The following is an 18,532-nucleotide window of genomic DNA, read 5'->3' as shown; positions in this document are numbered from 1 at the left end:
TCCTGTAGTCAGGCGGCGCGGGTCGGACGGTGATCGCCCGCGATGGTTTCGCCAAACGGCCCCATGTTGTTCAGGTCCGACGCCCCGCGCACGGGGTGCGCGGTCGGCAGGTTGGGCAGTACGAGTTCACCGAACTGGTAGGCTTCTTCCAGATGCGGATAGCCGGAGAAAATGAACGTATCGATCCCCAGCCTGCGATATTCATCAATCCGCTCGGCCACCGTATCGGGATCGCCCACCAGCGCGGTCCCCGCCCCGCCGCGCACCAGGCCCACGCCCGCCCACAGGTTGGGGCTGATTTCCAGCCTGTCGCGCCGGCCGCCGTGCAGGGCACTCATGCGTGACTGACCCACGGAATCCATGCGGGCAAAGACCTTCTGGGCCTTTGCGATGGTGGCGTCGTCCAGATGGCTGATCAGGCGGTCGGCTTCATGCCATGCTTCTTCCGCCGTTTCGCGCACGATGACATGCAGCCGGATGCCAAATGACACCTCGCGCCCCTGCGCATCGGCCAGCTTGCGCACATGGCTGATCTTTTCCGCCACCTGTGCCGGGGGTTCGCCCCATGTCAGGTATTTGTCGATCGATTTGGCCGCGACACGGGCGGCGGCTTCCGATGATCCGCCAAAATACAGCGGCGGCCCATCATGCTGGTATGGCGGGAACAGCAGACGACCGTCCTTTATGGTAAAGTGCTTTCCTTCAGAATTGACGTCCTCGCCGCGTAGAAGCGCGCGGTAGATATCAAGGAATTCGTCCGTGATTTCGTAGCGCGTGGCATGGTCGGCAAACAGGCCGTCGCCCGCGTTTTCCGCCGGGTCGCCGCCGGTTACGATATTGATCAGCAGCCGCCCGTTGGAAAAACGGTCCAGTGTGGCGGTCATGCGCGCGGCAAGCGTGGGTGACAGCAGCCCCGGCCGTACCGCAATCAGGTAACGCAGCCGCTCGGTTACCGGTGCCAGGGCGGAAGCGACGACCCAGCTATCCTCGCAACTGCGCCCCGTCGGGATCAGGACACCGTAATACCCCAGCGTATCGGCGGCCTTTGCCACCTGCTGCAGGTACGGCAGGTCAACCGGGCGGCCGCCCTTCTGCGTGCCGAGGTAGCGGCTGTCGCCATGGGTGGGCAGGAACCACAGGACATTGATCCTGTCAGGAATTTCGTAAGACATGTTCAGGACGCCCTGGAAAATGTTTCATGGGGAAAAAGGGGTTCAGCCGGTGCATGCAGCGCTGCGGGATCACGGTACCGGCTGCCGAAATGACGATTGGGCAGATGGGGCTGGCCCGGCGTGAACAGGCGTTCGCGCAGGGTCTCACGCGGGGTGTAGGCCGTGCGGTAGCGCCCGCGCCGCTGCAGTTCGGGCACGACCAGGTCAATGAAGTCGCGCGCGGTCTCGAATGTGTGGTACTGGCGCAGGTTGATGCCATCGATCCCGTCAACATCCAGCCAGCGTTCGATTTCATCGGCGATCCTGTCAGGCGTTCCCACGACAAAGAAGCGCCCTTCGTCAAACGATGCGATCTGGCGCAGCGCGCTGCCTACCGTCTGTTCGGGGTGGAAACGTCGGCCCATATTGCCAAATGGCACGCCCTCACGTTTCAGGATGTCGCCAATATGCGCATCTTCGGGGTAGCGGCGCAGGTCGATTTCCGCCTGTGCATGGATCAGCGCGCCCTCGACACTGTAATACTGGCGGTATTTTTCCAGCTTCTTTTCCGCCAGATGCTGCGTCGTGTCGGCAATGATGCCCGCCATGACAATAAAACGGATATCATCGCCATTACGGCCGTGCGCGCGTGCACGTGCGCGCGTGCGGGCAATGTTTTCACGCACGGCTTCCGTCGTCTGGCCGCCAATGAACACGACCTCCGCATGGCGGGCGGCGAATTCCAGCCCCGCTGGCGACCCGGTTGCCTGGAACAGAACCGGCGTGCGCTGCCGCCCGGGCGAGACGAGGTGCGGCCCCGCCACGCGGAAGTGCCGTCCGTCATGGTTGATGGGCCTTACGGCATCGGGATTGGCGTAAATGCCGGATGCGACATCATTGACGACGGCATCATCATCCCAGCTGCCTTCCCACAGCTTGTACAGGACATCGAGGTATTCATCCGCGATGGCGTAACGCTGGTCATGGGGGATTTCGTCCTCCATGCCGAAATTGCGGGCCGCGCTGCGCAGGTAGGATGTGACGATGTTCCACCCCACGCGGCCTTCGGTCAGCAGGTCAAGCGTGGCCATGCGCCGGGCGAAGGCGAAGGGCGGTTCGTACGTCGTGGAAAACGTGACGCCAAAGCCGATATTTTTCGTCACCGCCGCCATGGCGGGCACCAGCATGAGGGGATCAAGGTTGGGGATCTGCAACCCTTCGCGCAGGGCAGCGGCCGTGCCATCGCCAAAGCGGTCATAGGTGCCGATGACATCCGCCAGGAAGATCGCGTCAAACAGGCCTTCTTCCGCCAGTTTCGCGACTTCCAGCCAGTACGCCATTTCCCCGAACCGGTGCCGGTTGTTATCCGGCGCACGCCACATGCCGTGCACGATATGGCTGACGCAGGCCATTTCGAACAGGTTGACGTGCAACTGTCTGGGCTGCGTTGTCATGCCGCGTGTTCCTGTTGCGCACTGGTGGAGACGGACGGGGCGGCAGCCCCGGCGCGATCGCGCCAGCGCGAACCGAATGCCGTGCCGTTCAGCACAAGGTCACCCAGTTCGCGCTGCCGCTGGACCAGCGGGTTATGCGACGCCAGCGTGCGGGCGTTGCGCCAGTGACGGTCCAGCCGCCGTGACGTGCTGGTGGCGGAGGCCCCGCCCACTTCAAACAGCAGCGTGGCCGCTTCCAGCACCTGGCCTGCCACGATCTGCTGTGCCTGATAGGCCTGTACCTGCGCGGTATCGAAGGCCGGGCCGCTTTCATGTCCCGCCGCCCACTGGGGGAAGGCCGCTTCCAGCGCCCATGCCACCCTGTCCACCAGCGTATCGGCTGAAAATGACAGGGCGGACAGGCGTCCCACCACCCCCTGCACCAGCGGGTCATGGCGCTGGGCCACCTGTCCCGGAATGCCGAATGTACGTGTGCGCGGGCGTACGAAGGCCACCGCATCGCGCACGATGGCCCGCCCGATCCCCGCCAGCGTGGCAAGGTGGAAAAGCTGGTAATAGGTGGTGAAATATTCGTTGGTGGGAAATTCGGAAAGTGGCGTGCGGTTGATGATATAATCGTCGGGCACTGCAACGTTTTTGAAATGCGTCGTGCCGCTGCCGGTCAGGCGCTGGCCAAAACCATCCCAGTCATCGACGCGGGTCACGCCGGGCGCATCGGCCGGTACGACAAGCTGGATGCGGTCGGTGCCATCGGTTGCGATCGCGACAATCCACGACGCATAAAGCGTGCCGGTGGAATAATATTTCGTGCCATCCAGCCGCCACTGTCCCTGCGGATCGGGTGCAAGGGTGGTGGTGGTGCCGGTACTGTCCGTCAGTTCTGCCATGGCGGCGCCGAACAGGGCGCCCTGTGCAACCTGTTCCAGCCAGTATGCGGCGCGCGCGCTGTCGCCTTCATGCAGGCGCCCTTCGACAAAGGCGAAATGGGCGCGGAAGATCTGCGGCAGGTTTGAATCCGCTTCGGCCAGTTCGGCCAGCAACGCGAAGGTTTCCGGCAGGCTGGCCCCGCTGCCCCCATAACGCACCGGCACGCGCAGCGCGCCAAAACCGGCATCAAGCAGCCACCGTACCGCATCATGGGCCAGGATACGGTTTTCTTCGCGATCAATGGCGCCATCGGCAATGCGCGCGAAAACCGGGCGCAGCCTGTGCGCAAGCGCATCAATCCGTGGGGAAAAGCCGTGTGGAAGATGTACCGGATCTGTCATGGCGACCTCGATTGCGTGCATATTTTAACTATGTCATATGCGTATTTACATTTCACACACATTAACAACGAAGATATTCGAGTCAATAAAATAACAACTATTTCGTATGATTTTATATGAGGGATCGTGGAGGAAATCTGACAAATTTCACTGAAATATGGTCTAAAATGAGTGTTACGATTTTATTAATAAGCTGTTTTCAAAAGATATTTTTTATAAAAATATAACACAATGAAATCGTATTATATGGAGCAGGCACACTTCCGTTAAATTATACAAATTTTATCGTCATATAATGCCCGAAAGGCACAGCCCCTGAATCGGCGCATGGTCTACACGGCATGATCGTGTTGAAAACCCCGACAGAGGGAAATTATCCCGTTGACATATGAATTTACGTTTATAATGTCATAAATAAATATTAACGGTTTTATATTGTTAAATATGTCCTCCATCCCTGGTCCGATTCCGCAACCGGCAGGGATCTGTCGGACGACATATGTCCCACCCCTGTTACAGGTAAGCCTGCAATGAAACGGTATTCACGTCGCACGTTCCTGACCGGTCTTGGCATGGCGCTGTCATGCCCCGCGTGGATGCCGCGCCGGGCGCATGCGGCACGGGATGTCACGGTCCGCGTGGGCTACCAGCAGTACGGCACGCTGGTGGTGCTGAAACATAGCGGGTTGCTGGAACGCGCCCTTGCCCCGCACGGGATGCGGGTGCAGTGGTCCGAATTCATTGCCGGTCCCCAGTTGTTGCAGGCGCTTGCGGCGGATGCCATCGACATTGGCGAAACCGGGAATGCCCCCCCGGTCATGGCGCAGGCCGCATGGCCTGATGGGCTGGCCTGTATCGGCTGTTCCGCCCCCGCCCCGCATGGCGAAGGCGTGCTGGTGCCCGCCGGCAGTCCCATACAGACCCCGGCTGATCTGAAGGGACGCAGGATTGCCCTGAACCGTGGGTCCAACGTGCATTACCTGCTGCTGGCACTACTGCAGCGTGCGGGGATTGCATGGACGGATATCCACCCTGTCTATCTGCCGCCCGCCGCCGGTCGTGCCGCGTTCGAGACCGGGCGCGTGGACGCATGGGCAATATGGGATCCGTATCTGAGTGCGGCCCTGGTGGATACGCAAGGCCGCCTGCTGGTGGATGCGCAGGGTGTGACGACCAACCGGCAGTTCCTGATCGCCAGCAGGCCGTTCGCAGACCGCAATCCGGGTGACTTCTTCACCCTGCTGGCGCAGGTGCGACAGGACTGCGTGCAATGGGCGGCGGATCATGCCGATACGCTGACCACGGACATTGCCGCCGGTACCGGCCTGTCCCGTCCCGTCATTACCCGTGCACTGGCGCAACTGGCGTTGCAACCTGCACCATTGGACCCGGCCGTCGTGACGGAACAGCAGGATATTGCAGCAACCCTGTTCCATGCGCATCTGATCCCGACTGTGCCGGATGTCCGGGCCATTGTGCGGGGGGCATGAGACCATGGTTCTGACACGATATACCGCACATGACGCCATTGATGCGGCAACGCACCTGCAGGCGCGCTTTGCCGCCCGTGCGGCGCACCATGACCGCACCGGGATTTTCGCACAGGAGAATATTGATGACCTGCGCCGGGCGGGACTGCTGTCGCTGCGTATTTCCACCCCCGAACGGCCCATGCCGTTTACCCTTGGCGTGGTGCAGGACATCGTGGGCCGGATTGCGCAGGGCGATGCCTCTACCGCGCTGGTCATGGTCAACCATTACATGGTACGCGCCGCGATTGCGCACCACGAATTCGGCTCCGGTGCTTTCGTGCGCTGGATGGAAGAGGAACAGCATGACCGGCTGACCAATATCCTGCTGGCGGAACCCGATCTTGGCTCCGCATCGCGCGGCGGCCTGCCCGGCACGGTGGCGACCCGCACGGCCGGGGGATGGGTGCTGGATGGACGCAAGGCCTATGTCACCGGCATTCCCGGCCTGTCATGGCTGCTGGTGCGTGCCCGCACGGACGAAGACCCGGTGCGGGTGGGTACATTCATGGTCCCGGCCACGGCGGAGGGTATTCATGTCATTGAAAACTGGGACCATATCGGCATGCGCGCCAGCAACAGCCATGAAGTCACCTTCACGCAGGTCGTGCTTCCGCCCGATGCGGCGCTGGGCCTGCACGCGCCCGATACGCCCCCGGCAGGGCGCAATATCCTCATGTTATGGAATACGGGCCTGCTGGGCGCCTTGTATAATGGCATCGCCACGTCCGCGCTGACATGGTTTGGCGAATTCCTGAAAAATCGCGTGCCATCCAATCTGGGCGCACCGCTTGCGACCCTGCCCGCCATGCGCGACGCCGTGGGGGGCTTCGCCATTACGCTGCACATGAACGCCATGCTGCTGCGGCTTTATGCCGCGGATGTCACGGCCGCACGCCCCCTACCTGAACTGAATGCGCATGCGGCGGTGATCAAATCCCGCGTGGTCGATGCGGCGGCCGATTTTACATCCGCCCTGCTGGGTCTTGCGGGCAATGCCGGGCTGTCTGCCCATAACCCGCTGGAACGCGCCCATCGTGACGCGCTGTGTGGCCGCATCCATGCACCCCATGGCGAATTGCTGCGCCGGATCGCGGGCCAGCGGGCGCTGTCATGAATCCCGATCATCCCTGATCCCATCCAGACTGGACCTATCATGACCCATACGGAATTTGTCGGCACGGGTGAGACGGACGTCCCCCCGTTTCCCCTGCCGCCTGCTGGCGTGCCCGTCATCGCGAATGATGACGCGGCATTGCGCATTGCAGCCGAAGTCGCCCGGCAGATCGCGCCAGGGGCCGCGCAACGCGACCATGAAAACCGCTTTCCCGCGCGTGAACTGGACATTTTTTCCGGTTCCGGGCTGTGGGGCATTACCGTGCCACGCGCCTATGGCGGGGCCGCTGTGTCTTACCGTACGTTGGGACAGGTGATCCGGCTGATTGCAAAAGCGGATTCAGCGGTGGCGCAACTCAGCCAGAATCACTTCGCCACGATCGCCAGCCTCGTCTCCTGCGCCAGTCCCGAACAGGCGCGCGACCTGTTTGCGCTGGTGCTGAAAGGATACAGGTTTGGCAATGCATTTTCAGAACGTGGCATCAGGCATGTCGGGGCGCTGAAAACACGTTTTCAGATAACGGGAGACACCGTTACCCTGAATGGCGTCAAGCATTACTGCACGGGGGCGCTGTCGGCACATCTGGTGCAGATCGTGGCACTGGATGAAGACGGGCACAGCCATCTTGCCATTGCGGAGCGTCATGCGCCCGGCCTGAATGTCATCAATGACTGGTCTGCATTTGGACAGAAAGGAACGGCAAGCGGCACCGTGCAACTGACGAATGTGCAGGTGCCACGCAACCGTGTCATCCCGGTCTGGAAGGCCTACAGGCCTGACGCGCCATTTGCCGACAGCGCCATATCGCAGTTCATACAGGCGGCCATCGACGCGGGCCTGGCCGACGCGGCAATCGATGCGACAATCGATCTGGTCCATACCCGCGCCCGCGCGTGGATCGACAGTGGACAGGAAAAGGCATCGGACGATCCTTATACAATCCAGATGGTCGGGGCGTTGAAAATACGCCTGAATGCTGGACTGGCCCTGCTGGACAGGGCAGGTGATGCCATTGATTACGCCGTCTCGACCCCAAGCGCGCAAAGTGTCGCCACCGCCCAGATCGAGACAGCGCAGGCCAAGGTCCTGACGACCGAAAGCGCCATGGAGGCGACAAGCAGACTGTTCGAACTGGCTGGCGCATCCGCCACGGACCGGAAGCTGAACCTTGATTACCTGTGGCGTAACGCGCGTACGCACACGCTGCATGATCCGGTACGCTGGAAATATGCGATTGTGGGAAATTACTACCTGAACCATGCCCTGCCACCGTTACATGCATGGAGCTAGGGCAGGAGGGTGCATAAATAACAAATAAAAACTGTATAATAATGCAGGCCAAACAGAGGGCAGCTTCCTGCCGGATATGCAATCCGTTGCGTTGATGGGAAGAAAATTTCTGCTTTCAGTATGATTTCTGTCGTTTCTGGCTATGAAATCATACCGATCGTAATTTTGTTTAATTATATGATAGAAAACAATAATTTTTTAAAATTTCATGGACATCCGGGTCGCGTGGCTGCATGGGCTGCCTATAATTAACTATTATATATGTGTATATGTTGTTTTGGTGCAACTGTTCCGTATTTTTGGAATTCCAGACCTTCATGCCTGTATGAAAAGTCCATTCTGGCCGCTAACAAATTAATGCGTTCCTTGCGGTCATAATGGAAAAACTACAATGTTAAAAAGTGAATTATTCCGGCCCTCCACCGTATCACCTCCCCATCTCCATCCCCAGTTGTATCGTGGCCGGATCCCTGCCGTGGAGGCACAGGGCAAACGCACCTTTGTCCTCGCCAGCGGTCTGTTTGGCGTTCTGTTTGCATCCCATCACGCCCTGGCTGCCGTATCTGTCGCGCCGGATGAAACGACCACGCATCGTATCCCCCACCGCACCCCTGTCCGGCATGCCGCAGGGGGACATGACGCAGCCAGCCATCATGATGGTCATGCGGATGGTAACGGGCTGGATGCCAGCACGGTCGAACATATTGCCGTGCATCATCACAGTGCGGCAACGCATCAGGCGGAGGTGTACCTGAAAACCATTCCCGGCGGCACCAGCGTCATTGACGCGGCCACCGTGCTGAAGGGACGGAACGCCACCAATGCGGATGCATTCAAGTATCAGGCAGGCGTATTTGCCCAGGCCCCCTGCGGATCGGATGACCTGCGTATTTCCATTCGTGGTTCGGGCATCCAGACAGGACTGAACGCCACGCGTGCGGGCATCATGTTCCTGTTTGACGATATTCCGCTGACCACGCCCATTGGCACGGTCAATGAACTGCAGGAACCATTGGGCATCCGGTATACCGAGATCATGCGCGGCGGGAATGGCATCGACTTCGGCTCCACCCAGTTGGGTGGCGCGATCAATTACGTCACGCAGACGGGATATAATTCACAGCGTTATCAGGCCCGTGTGGAAGCAGGCAGTTTCGGCTACGTGAAGGAACAGCTGAGTTCGGGCACTGTCATCGGCAAATCCGACTATTATCTCAGTGTTACCAATTCCTATCGCGGGGGCTACCAGGACAATACCAAGACCACGAATTTTGGCGTGAACTTCAATTACGGTTACAAATTCAGCGACAATGTCGATAACCGTTTTTTCTTCCGCTATCGCCAGACATGGGAAGGCAACCCCTATTATCTGACGCGCGACCAGATCCGTGACAATCCGCGCCAGATGCAGCCCGAATATGCGACATGGGGCACAAAGACCATTGAACCCGGCACCAAATATGCTGCCGACCGGCTGAGGATCCGCATTGATGACCAGTCCAGGCTGACCGTTGGCTTTGCCTACCTGAACGCGCCGATGGACCATGAACTGGGTAATACCTCGTCACTGTACAATATCGACTATGCCACGGGCATGGTGAATTACACGCGTCAGGACAAGCTGCTGGGGCATGCCAGTGATACGGATATCGGCATCTATACATCGCATGACCTTGACGCCACCATTGACAACCGGGTGCGTCGGCAGGCGGCCTATCCCGGTTATGCGCTTGGCACCCTTGTGACCCGTTCGCACCTGGGGGGAAGTGATACGGTTTTCCATGTGCGCAACAATACCGAACTTTTTCACAACTTCTGGCTGACCGCGGCCGGCGCGTTAAGCTACACCCCGCGTTCGGGATCACAGACATACCCGCAGACAAGTTCCTTCAGCCAGAATGCGCTGTATTTCGCACCGCGCGCGGGGTTCCGTTATGTCATCACCCCCAATGTCGAGGTGTACGGCAATGTCAGCCGCAGCGTGCAGAGTCCGCAGGACTGGCAGTACCTTTCGGGCGCCAATTATACATCGGGAATCGCCACGGGCCTGACAAAGGACTGGGCCAACCTGCGTCCCCAGACGGCCACGACATTTGAAGTGGGCACCAGCGGCCATTTTGCCGGTACGGAATGGAGTGTCACCTACTACCACTCCGCCGTTCATAACGAATTGCTGGCGGTCGCGACCCCCAATTCCATCCTGTACAACAACTCCACTTACGGCAATGCATCGCCCACAACGCATCAGGGGGTTGAAACGTCCTTTCATTCAACATTGTACAAATGGCAGGGCAACATCATTTCGCTTCGCCAGGCCTATACATTCCAGAGCTTCCGCTTCAACCATGACGCAACATGGGGACACAACTACATTCCCGGTATTCCGCGTCATTTCTATCAGGGGGAATTGCACCTTGATATGAAGAACGGATTTTATACTTCATTCGATGTAGAAGTCTCGTCTTCGGTACTGGCTTCGTATGACAACCAGTACAAGGCCGCGCCCTATCATATTTATAATTTTGATATCGGCTACCTCTGGCCAAACAAGCACCGGCAGGTGTTCCTGAGCCTGCACAACCTTGCCAACAAACATTACGCAACGGGTGTGGTGCCGGTCTATTCCACCAGCAACGGACAGCAGCCTGCCGCCATGCTGTCGGGTGACGGGTTCGGCATTTTTGCGGGTGTGTCCATCGGGTTCAATTGATCACGGGTGGCGGTCCGGACCTGCCAGAAAAAAACGGGGCGCATGACAGGGCAGGGGGATATCATCCAGCCTTCTGCCCGGACACCCCGTCGGATCCGGATTGCAGGCCGGGGCAGTAAATGGTCCCGCAGCGCGATACGCCGGCCACATCCCGCCTGCAAATCATGAAAAGCTTCAGGAAAAGCAGCATCCTTGAAATCCTGCTGATTTTTTATCAACAGGTTGTTTTAAAAGTAGTTTCTTACCGAAGCAGGAAGAATACCAGCGCCCATAATGGCACGCTGAACATCAGGCCAAAGAGGATGCCCCGGATTGGCGTGTGGCGGTATCCTGCCGGTTTGCTGGCGGGACGATCGTCATGGTGCTGGCCTGTCTGTGACAGGGCAATGCTTTCAAGTGACATGATCCAGAAAACCTTTTGCTGAAATATGACGCAACACAATTCAGGTCTTGACCGTAAAACGATAACATCGCCTTAAAAATAACACACTTTCCTGTCAATCAGTAAAATGGGTCATTTCATTCTTTCCTCAACCATGCTGCGATGGCGCATGGCACATGGAATGCCATTTTCTTCCCATAATCCACTGTTTTTACATTTCTTTTCTGTCATGAAAAGGAATGTGTAGATCCTGTCCCGGCAATTTTTGCAGATGATCGCGGGTTGGCCCTGCCAGCATGCCATGTTGAGCAGGACCGTGTCGTTTCGTTTGCTGCCTGCATCCCTCGTATTTATATTTCCTCCTGTTGCGAGACCGTAAAAACAGTCTTCTTGAGTAATAAAAGGTTTCGGCTACCGCCTTTTTAAAAAAAATATTCAGTAAAAAAATCCTTTAATTTTCGGGATGTACCAAATGGATGGGATTTTGTGCCCGTCCGGTCAGACATGGATACAGGCAATGACGCTGCGTAAACTTGGCTGCCTTCCCGCCCGGGTACAGGCGCGCCAGCCCCTGCTATCGGGCATGCGTAATTTTATGGCCCGCAAGGCCCCGCCGCGACTGGGGCGCGAACGGATCGATCCCGCGCCACGCATGTTGGGCAATGACGTGCTGGGGGACTGCACGGCGGCGGGAATCGGTAATCATATCCGTGCTACGGCGGCGCTGGCGGGTTACCAGGTTGCGGTGGATACGGACGATGCGGTGCGTTTTTATGCCTGTTCAACCGGGTATGTGCCGGGTAATCCGCAGACGGATCAGGGTGGGGTGGAGGTGGATGTCCTGGCCACCGCGCTGCGGGCAGGATACGTCCTGGCTGACCAGACGCTGTTTCCGTTATGGGGCAGCGTGGATGCTGGCGACCTGAATGGCATCCGTAACATCACGGCGGGGCTGTCCGCCGCCTATCTCGGGGTGCGGCTTGCACAGGCGGATATGTGGGAAGATGTCGCGGGCAGCCTTGCCCCGGTATGGGACACCGTCACGCCCGCCAGCCATGGTGACCCGACACCGGGCAGCGCGGGTGGCCACTGCCTGCTGTTATGGGATTATGACGGCACGGCGGATACCGACCTTGTCACGCTGCTGACATGGGGCGCCCTTCAGAAAGCGACGTGGCGGTGGCTGCGCAGTCGCCTGATGGAAGCCCATGGCCTGGCATGGCGGCAGTTGCTGCCCAATGGGATGCTCGCCCCCACGGGGCAGGACTGGGATGCCCTTGTCGCCAGTAACGAAGCCTATCTTGCCGGCGTGTCGTCCACCACCGCCCGCTGAAATCGCCACCAACGTTCCCGCTTGCAGGATGATCATGAAAATCCTTATGCCCATGCTGGCCGCTGCCGCATGCCTGTCCGGCTGTGCGCATGGCCACGCCGTACAGACCACGATTCCGGCCGCGATGGCGGGCATACAGTCCACGCTGGTACGGGCGGGGGCGGTACCCGTTTCACATGCGGGCGACTGGACCGCGCAGCAGGATGCACGTTTCGGCCAGGCGGTACGGGCCGCGCAGTGCGCACAACAGACAGCGGACCCCGTGGTGGGCACGATTGCGGGGGACGTGACGCTGCAGCTTGCCGGTAGTTTTACCCGTGGCGGCGAATTCAGTGTGGGGGCGCTCACGACCGCCCCGACCCTTGGCCTTGCCACCGATGCCAGCCGCACCAACAGCCAGCAGGTCAGCCTGTCGCTATCCTATGCGCCGCTGTCATCATTGCCCGATGTCGAAATGGGGCGGCAGATGGGATATGAAGCAGCCCTGTTCGGGCAGAATGATCGCGTGCGACAGGATGAGGCAAGGCGCCTGATGGTGGATCGCGATACGTTGCGCCAGTCCATCCGTGTCCTGATCCATGCATGGGACGCCACGCGTTGCACGGTCATTGCGCCGGTGACGCCATTTGTCAGCCTGCGGCGGGGCAGCGGACCTGATCCCGGCACATATGGACATGGTAACATGGACAGAAAACATTAAATAAGAGATATGTATTAAGTTTACGTTCCTGCATGCGTATCAGGTCCCTGCATAAAATATATTTCCAAATTACCTGCATTTCCCTGCGGCCAGAAACAGAGAAATCTGGTACAGCCGCCCTTTCCCACCCTGACGGACAGACCGCCATGACCTGCGGTTGCGGATGGGAAGGGGCGCATCCGTTTCCCGGTGCGTCCGACCCTTCTCCCGGCGTGGCGGCATGGGCCGCTACCGTAAATTCAAGGACGCGTATCTTGCCTGTTGCGTTGCTGGCCCTTGCTATCGGGGCGTTTGGCCTTGGCACGACGGAAACCATCGTCATGGGGCTGCTGCCCCAGCTTTCGGCCGGGTTGCATGTCTCCATCGCGCAGGCGGGACTGCTGGTGTCGGGCTATGCCATCGGGGTGACCATTGCATCGCCGCTGGTGGCGATCCTGACCAACAGCCTGTCACGCCGTGCGACGCTGCTGCTGACAATGGCAATCTTCATCGCGGGCAATGCGTGCAGCGCCCTGGCTCCCACTTACACCAGTCTCATGCTGGCGCGCGTGCTGACATCATTTTCACACGGGACATTCTATGGCGCGGCGTCCATCATGGCGGCCCAGGTCGTGCCCCCGGCCAGGCGGGCGGAAGCCCTGTCGCTGGTCTATATCGGGCTGACGCTGGCCATGATCCTTGGCGTGCCCATGGGCACGGTCGTGGCGCAGATGACATCGTGGCGCATGGCGTTCTGGCTGATCTGTGCCGTGGGCGTGCTGGCATGGACCACCATGTGGCTGTGGATTCCGCAGGACCGGGCCAGTGGTCCCGCCATCCCGCTATCGGCGCAGTTCAGGGCCATGCTGCACCCGCTGGTCGTGACCATGATGCTGGTTTCAATGTGCACGTCGTCGAGCATGTTTACCCTGTTTACCTATATCACCCCGTTCCTGCAGACCCGGTCCGGCTTCAGCACGCATGCGATTGACGTCATCCTGCTCATGATCGGGGGCGGGCTGTGCCTGGGCAACCTGCTGGGTGGGAAACTGGCGGACTGGAAGATGCTGCCATCGTGCGCCGGGCTTATGGCCGCCGTGGCGATCGTGCAGGTGCTTCTGGTGCCCGGCAGCCTGCATCCATGGACCTGCCTCGTGCTGCTGTTCCTGTGGGGGGTGTTCATCTATGCGCCCATGGCTCCGCTGCAGACATACGTGGTCGCCTGTGCCGGGTCCGCGCCCAACATTGCCGCCGTCATGAACCAGAGTTCCTTCAATTTCGGCAACGCGGTCGGTGCGTGGGCGGGCAGCCATATCGTGGATACCCACTGGTCCTATGGCGGGCTGCCGGTCCTGTCCTCGTGTTTTGCCTTTATCGGGTTCGGGCTGGTGGGACTGGCGGAATATTATGTCCGGCGACAGGCGAAAAAGCCCCGTGAAGTCGTGCCGCACCCCCTGACCAGCGCCACCCACGCCGTGGTGGCGAAACCGGAACAGACCCTGCATCCCCACGCGTGATGGGGATGCGCGGGAAAGTGGCGCCCGGTTTTTCCATGCCGCGACAGGTCAGCCGTTCCGGGCGGGGATGAATATGGCAGGCTGATGCGTCACGGCATATGCATGAGCAGATCAGCCAATGTGCCAGCATCCGGCCATGAAACATGGCATGCTACGATAACAGGCAACCGTGCGGGTCTTATGGGCAGGCGTCAGGAGCCCCTTCGCACAGGCCCATTCCTGCCGGACAAAGGTGCATTTCCGTGTATGGATCGCCCGCATGCCCCGTGGAATCCGCGCGATCGTTTCATTTCGTTTCCTTTATTCATGTACCGTAAGGCTACAGGCGCATAATATTGTACTGATCGTTGTCGGTCGTACCATGTGGAATGAACGCGTCCATGCAAACGCTGCTGCAACCTATCCTGCGGGTCAGAATGTCCAGTGATGTGCATGAACGCCTGGCGTCACTACGCATTCCCTATCCCCCTGGTCCCAAGCGGCTTAAACGTGCGGATATGGTGCGTGCGCGCGGCGTGCTGTTTATCCATGTGCCCAAGAATGCCGGGACATCCGTGGCGCGTGCCCTGTACGGAATGGACATAGGACACGAAACCATCCGGTATTTTCGGCGTCGCATCCCTGACCTGGTGGGTTTTCCTTCCTTTGCCATCCTGCGTGACCCGGTGCAGCGTTTCATGTCCGCCTATCACTATGCCCGTGCGGGTGGCAGCGAGGCGCGGCATGTGGCACAGGGATTCCGTCCGGCCTATATGGCTTTCAACGGGATTGACGACGCGCTGGATCATATCGCCCATGTCCATTCATGCTACGACATGGATCACATCTTTCGTCCCCAGTCGTGGTATCTGACCGATGAGCATGGGCAGGTTGCGGTGGATCGCCTGTTCCTGATGGATGATATGCGCCGCATACAGGATTTTGTCCGGAATTATACGTCCAACCCCATCGGTCATGCCAATGCGGGTGGCGGCGCGGACGAAATGCCCAGTGCCGACCAGATTACGCGCATACGCCAGATCTATCGTCAGGATTACGACCTGATTGCCAGTGTCAGGCACAATCATTTATCCCGCCTGGCAGATATGACATCGCCATCCCTGCCTCGCCGGTCCGCTTTCGATTTTGTATAAGAAACATCTTCAGGGTGCGACTGGACCGGCATTGCGCACCGGATTCATCGACCGGACATGAAAAACGGATCCGGACGGTTTACATAAAAAACCGTACCAGCAGATGCGGGGTTGGTAAACACCCGGTGTGGCTGGATGGCCGCAGTGCAGGAAAACAGGATTTCCTTCATGAATTCCTGTTTCGTATATGCGAAAGATGATTGATGAAGGCCGTACCAGAATCCGCCTTGTCAGAACGACCATCCCCATTCCGGAGCAACAGAGCCGCATGACAGTTGAGACCCACCGCAGCAATCACCTGTTCCACACCTTCCTGTCGCGCATCGGTGGTGTATGTATCGTTCTGTTGCCTGTCGGTGGCCTTGCGGGGTGTGGTTATACGGACTCCCGTACTGCGCACCGTGCGCAGCTTGCCATGATCGGCATGAACAGCACGGATGTGCAGTCATGCGTGGGCATTCCCGACAAGATCAAGAAAATAGACGATCATGTGCAGATATTTGAATATTCACGCACGCTGAATATCCCGTCCACGAATGATTCAACGCTTTTTCCGTTACAGACCCTGGTCAACCTGACGGAAACAGCCGTGGGCGGCGCGGGCAAGACCTGCGTCGCGGATATCCGTATCGAGGATGATAAGGTGGTGGATCTGCATTACAGCGGCGATGATGACGAAATCATCGGATCCGATGGGGTCTGTTCAATTGTAACACGGGGATGCGTGCGCAAGCCGGTCGCGTCAATGCGACATGTCAGACGCGGCCCGCTGGGACCGATTTCCGCATTCCATTCCCCTAGGACGCCCCCTGTGCCCGAGGAAGCAACGCAGGTACAAGCGACGCACGTAACAGTCCCGGCCACGAATGCTGCGACTGTCAAATGACTGGTTCCGCGTTCCCGGGCCGCCGCGTGGATATGCGGCGGCCCGGACAGGTTGCTTATTCCGCGGACTTGCGACCGAAGGCATAGCTGACCACTGATGCCGCCGCCAGAATCAGGAACCCGAATACCTTGCAATAGGTCGGGATCCTGTTTTCATGCAGGCGGACTTCCCCCTTCAGGCCAGCAAGATGATCCGCGATCTGCTTGTGCAGTTCGGATTTGTGCTGGTGCAGGGACTTTTCAAAATGCTTCGTGATTTCCTGAATGTCTTCAGGGCTGAGCTTGCGAAGGTTTTCAGCGGTACTCATGATCCGGTTTCTCCTGTTGCCATTCGATGCAGGTTGCCCGTGCGATTGACCGGGCTCTCTCCCCAGATGTCGGGTCCGGCGGGAGCGTTTTCAAGAGCCGATATTATATCTCGCTTATTCACAAAACGGGGCCAACCATCGCCAGGACATTGTTCCACAGGACACGGTATTTCGGCCAGTTCATGACCATGTCCAGTGTCACGGGGGTGGCGGCATTGGTATAGGTCTGCTGGCGTGCGTGGATGTCAGCCGTGAACGCGGGGTCCACGAACAGGATGTTGTTTTCAAAATTGAGGTCAAAGCTGCGCCGGTCCAGGTTGGCTGATCCGATCATGGTCATTTTCCCGTCCACTGTCAGCGCTTTGGTATGCAGCAGGCCGTGCGGGTATTCATACAGCTTGACCCCCGCTTCCAGCAGTTCACGGTAATAACTGCGGCTGGCACCGGCGACGATCCATGAATCATTGCGGGTGGGGACCGTAAGCGTCGTGTTCACGCCGCGCCGGGCGGCTGCGCACAGGGCGGCCTGTATGGGTTCGTCAGGAACATAATAGGGTGTCGTAACCGTCAGGTCCCGCGCCGCCGCATTCATCAGTGATACAAACACCTCCGGCATCGCGGCATAGCGCACGGCGGCGCTTGTCCCGATGACCTGGGCCACGAAGCCGTCTCCTGCCGGTATGGCTGCCGTGGCCAGCAGTTCGGTCAGGTCTTCGTCAGTATGGCCGAACCAGTCTGTTGCAAACAGGTGCTGGTTCTGCAGCACCACAGGGCCTTCAAACCGTGTGACCAGGTCAACCCAGGGGGCAAAGCGGGGCTTGACCCGGAATGCGGCGTCGGCGCAGTTCTGGCTGCCGCAATAGGTTACACGGTTGTCAATGACGACAACCTTGCGGTGGTTACGCATGTCAAACCGCCCGCGAAAGGGGCGTTGCAACAGGTTGCCGATGGGTAGCGCACGCACAAGCCGCACGCCCGCCGCCTGCATGTCCCGCCAGTGTCGGCTGTGGATCAGGCGCCGTGATCCCAGGTCATCCGCCATGACGCGGCATGTCACACCGCGTCCTGCCGCGCGTTTCAGGGCCTCGACCACCTTCATGCCATTATTGTCGGACAGCCAGATATAGAAACTGATATGCACATGTTCCCGCGCCGCATCGATATCACGCACCATGGCCGTGATGGCGGCATCTGAATCCGGCATGAGGGCTGCGCTGTTGCCCCCCATGGGGGGATAGCCACTAATGGACTGCCCGACGCGGAACAGCGGGGCAAGGCGCGGATGCAGCCCGAAATCACGTTCGGCGTCAATCAGCGCGTTGCTGGTCTTGCCGGGGATGGGCAGCCGCCTGATGGCCTCACGGATACGCTGGAGGATACGCTCGTTCAGGTGGGTCTCGCCCAGCAGCAGGTAGGCAATCATGCCAAGGATGGGCAGGGAACCGATAATGGCCACCCATGCCACGCGTGACGCGGGCTGCCGGTGGGGGCGGAGCAGGACGCGGATGATGAACAGGATCTGGAAACTGATGGTGGTTGCCGCACTGATCCAACCCCATTGCATGACCTGTTTTCCCATCCTGTCCGGAAATTGATGTATGACAGCCGGTATCGTATCGCCTTGGTGGGGCATGGACAACCGATGGCGGTCATGACCGGCGGGGGGTACCTGTCGCGGGTGGCCCGTGGAAACCGTTTCGGACGCCTGGGGGTCATGAAGAAGCTGTTTCCCAAAAAGCATTAGGAACGCTGCTTCCGGGGGAAGGCTGTCTCAAG

At 59.1% G+C, this 18,532-nt stretch carries 15 protein-coding genes; 9 read left to right on the top strand and 6 right to left on the bottom strand.

What is annotated here, in order from left to right:
- Positions 1 to 8: 8 nt before the first annotated feature.
- Genes ssuD through S101446_RS10885 form a run of 3 tightly spaced genes read right to left on the bottom strand, consistent with a single transcriptional unit; the run spans position 9 to position 3,873 of the window.
- Positions 9 to 1,172 (bottom strand): FMNH2-dependent alkanesulfonate monooxygenase, encoded by a 1,164-nt coding sequence (gene ssuD, locus S101446_RS10895; RefSeq protein WP_087608357.1) that lies wholly within the window; start codon positions 1,170 to 1,172, stop codon positions 9 to 11.
- A gap of 2 nt (positions 1,173 to 1,174) precedes the next feature.
- Positions 1,175 to 2,605: an NtaA/DmoA family FMN-dependent monooxygenase gene (locus S101446_RS10890; RefSeq protein ID WP_019092397.1), complete on the bottom strand. Its 1,431-nt coding sequence runs from the start codon at positions 2,603 to 2,605 to the stop codon at positions 1,175 to 1,177.
- Positions 2,602 to 3,873, bottom strand: coding sequence for an acyl-CoA dehydrogenase family protein (locus tag S101446_RS10885; RefSeq protein WP_029335629.1), 1,272 nt, complete (start codon positions 3,871 to 3,873; stop codon positions 2,602 to 2,604). The genes S101446_RS10890 and S101446_RS10885 overlap by 4 nt, the downstream gene beginning before the upstream one ends.
- A gap of 530 nt (positions 3,874 to 4,403) precedes the next feature.
- On the opposite strand from S101446_RS10885, the gene S101446_RS10880 reads away from it, so the two are divergent.
- From S101446_RS10880 to S101446_RS10860, 4 genes are all read left to right on the top strand, one after another.
- Positions 4,404 to 5,363 (top strand): aliphatic sulfonate ABC transporter substrate-binding protein, encoded by a 960-nt coding sequence (locus S101446_RS10880; protein WP_087608356.1) that lies wholly within the window; start codon positions 4,404 to 4,406, stop codon positions 5,361 to 5,363.
- A 4-nt stretch (positions 5,364 to 5,367) separates the two neighbouring features.
- Entirely contained in the window at positions 5,368 to 6,519 is a 1,152-nt protein-coding gene (locus S101446_RS10875) for an acyl-CoA dehydrogenase family protein (RefSeq protein WP_087608355.1), read from the top strand.
- 39 nt (positions 6,520 to 6,558) lie between these two features.
- Positions 6,559 to 7,809 (top strand): SfnB family sulfur acquisition oxidoreductase, encoded by a 1,251-nt coding sequence (locus tag S101446_RS10870; protein ID WP_087608354.1) that lies wholly within the window; start codon positions 6,559 to 6,561, stop codon positions 7,807 to 7,809.
- 475 nt (positions 7,810 to 8,284) lie between these two features.
- A complete protein-coding gene (locus tag S101446_RS10860; RefSeq protein ID WP_157684847.1) occupies positions 8,285 to 10,519 on the top strand; it encodes a TonB-dependent receptor family protein in 2,235 nt (744 codons plus the stop codon).
- Between the two features lie 241 nt (positions 10,520 to 10,760).
- Here the strand turns inward: S101446_RS10860 and S101446_RS18060 are convergent, their stop codons facing one another.
- On the bottom strand, positions 10,761 to 10,922 hold the full coding sequence (locus S101446_RS18060; protein ID WP_019091928.1) for a hypothetical protein: 162 nt from the start codon (positions 10,920 to 10,922) through the stop codon (positions 10,761 to 10,763).
- Positions 10,923 to 11,418: 496 nt separating this feature from the next.
- Here S101446_RS18060 and S101446_RS10850 point away from each other — a divergent pair, with 496 nt between their 5' ends.
- From S101446_RS10850 to S101446_RS10825, 5 genes are all read left to right on the top strand, one after another.
- Positions 11,419 to 12,234: a hypothetical protein gene (locus S101446_RS10850; protein WP_087608352.1), complete on the top strand. Its 816-nt coding sequence runs from the start codon at positions 11,419 to 11,421 to the stop codon at positions 12,232 to 12,234.
- A gap of 34 nt (positions 12,235 to 12,268) precedes the next feature.
- A complete protein-coding gene (locus S101446_RS10845; RefSeq protein ID WP_087608351.1) occupies positions 12,269 to 12,934 on the top strand; it encodes a hypothetical protein in 666 nt (221 codons plus the stop codon).
- A gap of 146 nt (positions 12,935 to 13,080) precedes the next feature.
- Positions 13,081 to 14,430 carry an MFS transporter gene (locus tag S101446_RS10840; RefSeq protein ID WP_244184198.1) on the top strand — a complete coding sequence of 450 codons (1,350 nt, stop codon included), beginning with the start codon at positions 13,081 to 13,083 and terminating at the stop codon, positions 14,428 to 14,430.
- A 380-nt stretch (positions 14,431 to 14,810) separates the two neighbouring features.
- Entirely contained in the window at positions 14,811 to 15,563 is a 753-nt protein-coding gene (locus S101446_RS10830; RefSeq protein ID WP_053323120.1) for a sulfotransferase family 2 domain-containing protein, read from the top strand.
- Positions 15,564 to 15,831: 268 nt separating this feature from the next.
- Positions 15,832 to 16,449, top strand: coding sequence for a hypothetical protein (locus S101446_RS10825; protein WP_231290046.1), 618 nt, complete (start codon positions 15,832 to 15,834; stop codon positions 16,447 to 16,449).
- 55 nt (positions 16,450 to 16,504) lie between these two features.
- Here the strand turns inward: S101446_RS10825 and S101446_RS10820 are convergent, their stop codons facing one another.
- Positions 16,505 to 16,756, bottom strand: a complete 252-nt coding sequence (locus S101446_RS10820; RefSeq protein ID WP_010510401.1) for a hypothetical protein — start codon at positions 16,754 to 16,756, stop codon at positions 16,505 to 16,507.
- A 118-nt stretch (positions 16,757 to 16,874) separates the two neighbouring features.
- Complete coding sequence (gene cls / locus S101446_RS10815) at positions 16,875 to 18,320, bottom strand: cardiolipin synthase (RefSeq protein WP_048849508.1); 1,446 nt, start codon at positions 18,318 to 18,320, stop codon at positions 16,875 to 16,877.
- Positions 18,321 to 18,532 lie beyond the last annotated feature (212 nt).

The sequence above is a fragment of the Komagataeibacter europaeus genome (genome assembly GCF_002173515.1).
GTDB classification, from domain to species: domain Bacteria; phylum Pseudomonadota; class Alphaproteobacteria; order Acetobacterales; family Acetobacteraceae; genus Komagataeibacter; species Komagataeibacter europaeus.
The sequence above is the reverse complement of the archived record's forward strand: the minus strand, read 5'-3'. Positions and strand labels throughout refer to the sequence as shown.

Coding starts and splice junctions, on each gene's coding strand:
- ssuD (WP_087608357.1), bottom strand. CDS start 1,172: ATGTCTTACGAAATTCCTGACAGGATCAATGTCCTGTGGTTCCTGCCC.
- S101446_RS10890 (WP_019092397.1), bottom strand. CDS start 2,605: ATGACAACGCAGCCCAGACAGTTGCACGTCAACCTGTTCGAAATGGCC.
- S101446_RS10885 (WP_029335629.1), bottom strand. CDS start 3,873: ATGACAGATCCGGTACATCTTCCACACGGCTTTTCCCCACGGATTGAT.
- S101446_RS10880 (WP_087608356.1), top strand. CDS start 4,404: ATGAAACGGTATTCACGTCGCACGTTCCTGACCGGTCTTGGCATGGCG.
- S101446_RS10875 (WP_087608355.1), top strand. CDS start 5,368: ATGGTTCTGACACGATATACCGCACATGACGCCATTGATGCGGCAACG.
- S101446_RS10870 (WP_087608354.1), top strand. CDS start 6,559: ATGACCCATACGGAATTTGTCGGCACGGGTGAGACGGACGTCCCCCCG.
- S101446_RS18060 (WP_019091928.1), bottom strand. CDS start 10,922: ATGTCACTTGAAAGCATTGCCCTGTCACAGACAGGCCAGCACCATGAC.
- S101446_RS10850 (WP_087608352.1), top strand. CDS start 11,419: ATGACGCTGCGTAAACTTGGCTGCCTTCCCGCCCGGGTACAGGCGCGC.
- S101446_RS10845 (WP_087608351.1), top strand. CDS start 12,269: ATGAAAATCCTTATGCCCATGCTGGCCGCTGCCGCATGCCTGTCCGGC.
- S101446_RS10840 (WP_244184198.1), top strand. CDS start 13,081: ATGACCTGCGGTTGCGGATGGGAAGGGGCGCATCCGTTTCCCGGTGCG.
- S101446_RS10830 (WP_053323120.1), top strand. CDS start 14,811: ATGCAAACGCTGCTGCAACCTATCCTGCGGGTCAGAATGTCCAGTGAT.
- S101446_RS10825 (WP_231290046.1), top strand. CDS start 15,832: ATGACAGTTGAGACCCACCGCAGCAATCACCTGTTCCACACCTTCCTG.
- S101446_RS10820 (WP_010510401.1), bottom strand. CDS start 16,756: ATGAGTACCGCTGAAAACCTTCGCAAGCTCAGCCCTGAAGACATTCAG.
- cls (WP_048849508.1), bottom strand. CDS start 18,320: ATGCAATGGGGTTGGATCAGTGCGGCAACCACCATCAGTTTCCAGATC.